Source organism: Mesorhizobium sp. M5C.F.Ca.IN.020.29.1.1 (assembly GCF_003997375.1).
Taxonomy (GTDB): domain Bacteria; phylum Pseudomonadota; class Alphaproteobacteria; order Rhizobiales; family Rhizobiaceae; genus Mesorhizobium; species Mesorhizobium wenxiniae.
Window position 1 is genome coordinate 1 of the sequence record NZ_RZSW01000836.1, and the last position, 1,911, is coordinate 1,911.

Genomic DNA, 1,911 nt, shown 5'->3' on the forward strand with positions numbered 1-1,911 from the left:
GTCGAAAGACCAAAACATTGCGCTGATGCGCCAGTTCGTCCTCGAGCAGGTGCTGTCACGCGGGCAGGTCGCGGACTGGGTCTATCACGACGAGACCTCTCCTGGTGGCGCCGATTCCTTTCATCTTGGCGAGCGCCAGGATGGGATCGGCGCGCGCAATCCTCATGTCCATCTGATGACGACACTGCGGCCTCTGACCGAGAACGGATTCGGGCCCAAGAAGGTCGCCGTGATCGGGCAAGACGGGCAAGTCCTGCGCAACGAGGCCGGCAAGATCGTCTATCGGCTGTGGTCCGGCGAGAAGGCCGAGTTCCTCGAGCAGCGCAATGGCTGGCTCGATCTGCAGAACCAGCATCTGGCGCTCGCCGGTTTCGAGATCCGCGTCGACGGGCGCTCCTATGCGGAGCGTGGCATCGACCTGGTGGCGACGACCCATATCGGCGTGGCGACGAAGGCGATCGACCGGAAGGGAGAGAAGGCCGGCTGGTCTCCGAAGCTCGAACGCATCGAGCTGTTCGAGGAGCGTAGGGCCGAAAACCGCAAACGCATCCTGCGCCGACCGGAGATCGTGCTCGATGTAGTCTCTTCGGAAAAGAGCGTCTTTACCGAGCGCGACGTCGCGAAGGTGCTGCATCGCTATATCGATGATGCCGGCGCCTTTCGAAATCTGATGGCGCGCATCCTTGAGAGCCCAAAACTGCTTCGCATCGAGCGCGAGAGTGTCGACTTCGCGACCGGAGAGAGGATGCCGGCGCGCTACACGACGCGCGCGCTGATCCGCCTGGAAGCCGGCATGGCGCGGCGGGCGATCTGGCTGTCGGAGCGGAGCTCGCATGGCGTTCGTGAAAAGGTGCTGGAGCGCGTCTTCGCGGGGCATGAGCGGCTGTCGGCCGAGCAGAGGACGGCAATCGAGCATGTCGCACAGCCGGGTGCCATCGCCGCTGTCGTCGGCCGCGCCGGCGCCGGCAAGACCACCATGATGAAGGCCGTGCGCGAAGCCTGGGAGCTCGCCGGCTACCGCGTGGTCGGGGGCGCGCTCGCAGGCAAGGCGGCCGAGGGTCTGGAGAAGGAAGCGGGCATCAGGAGCCGCACCCTGGCGTCATGGGAGCTGCGCTGGAACGAGGGCAGGGACAGGCTCGACGCCAGCACCGTCTTCGTCCTCGACGAGGCCGGCATGGTCGCCTCGAAGCAGATGGCGCTGTTCGTTGAAGCCGCCGTCAAGGCCGGCGCCAAGCTGGTCCTGGTCGGCGATCCCGAGCAGCTCCAGCCGATCGAGGCGGGTGCTGCGTTCCGGGCGATCATCGAGCGCATCGGCTATGCCGAGCTCGAGACCATCTACCGCCAGCGCGAGGACTGGATGCGCGCCGCCTCCCTCGACCTGGCGCGCGGCCGGATTGCGGAGGCGGTCTCAGCCTATCGGCAGCAGGGCAGGGTGCTCGGCTCCGTGCTGAAGGCCGAAGCGGTCGCCGGCCTGATCGCAGATTGGGATCGGGACTACGATCCCGCGAAGAGCTCGCTCATCCTGGCGCATCTGCGCCGCGACGTCCGCATGCTCAACATGATGGCGCGCGAGAAGCTCGTCGAACGTGGCCTCGTCGGCGAGGGTCATGCGTTCCGAACCGAGGACGGCGTCCGCCACTTCGACGCCGGCGACCAGATAGTTTTCCTGAAGAACGATGGCGCTCTCGGTGTGAAGAACGGCATGATCGGCAAGGTGATCGAGGTCGCGCCGAACCGCATCGTCGCAGCGATCGGCGAAGGTGACCACCGTCGTCAGGTGACGGTCGATCAGCAGCTCTACCGCAACCTCGACCACGGCTACGCCACCACCATCCACAAGGCCCAAGGCGCCACCGTCGATCGGGTGAAGGTGCTCGCCTCGCTCTCGCTCGACCGGCACCTGACCTATGT

At 65.9% G+C, this 1,911-nt stretch carries 1 protein-coding gene; it reads left to right on the top strand.

The annotated features are described in order from the left end of the window. The coding region (gene traA / locus EOA85_RS34100) for a Ti-type conjugative transfer relaxase TraA (protein WP_127212622.1) at positions 1-1,911 on the top strand (1,911 nt) is incomplete at both ends.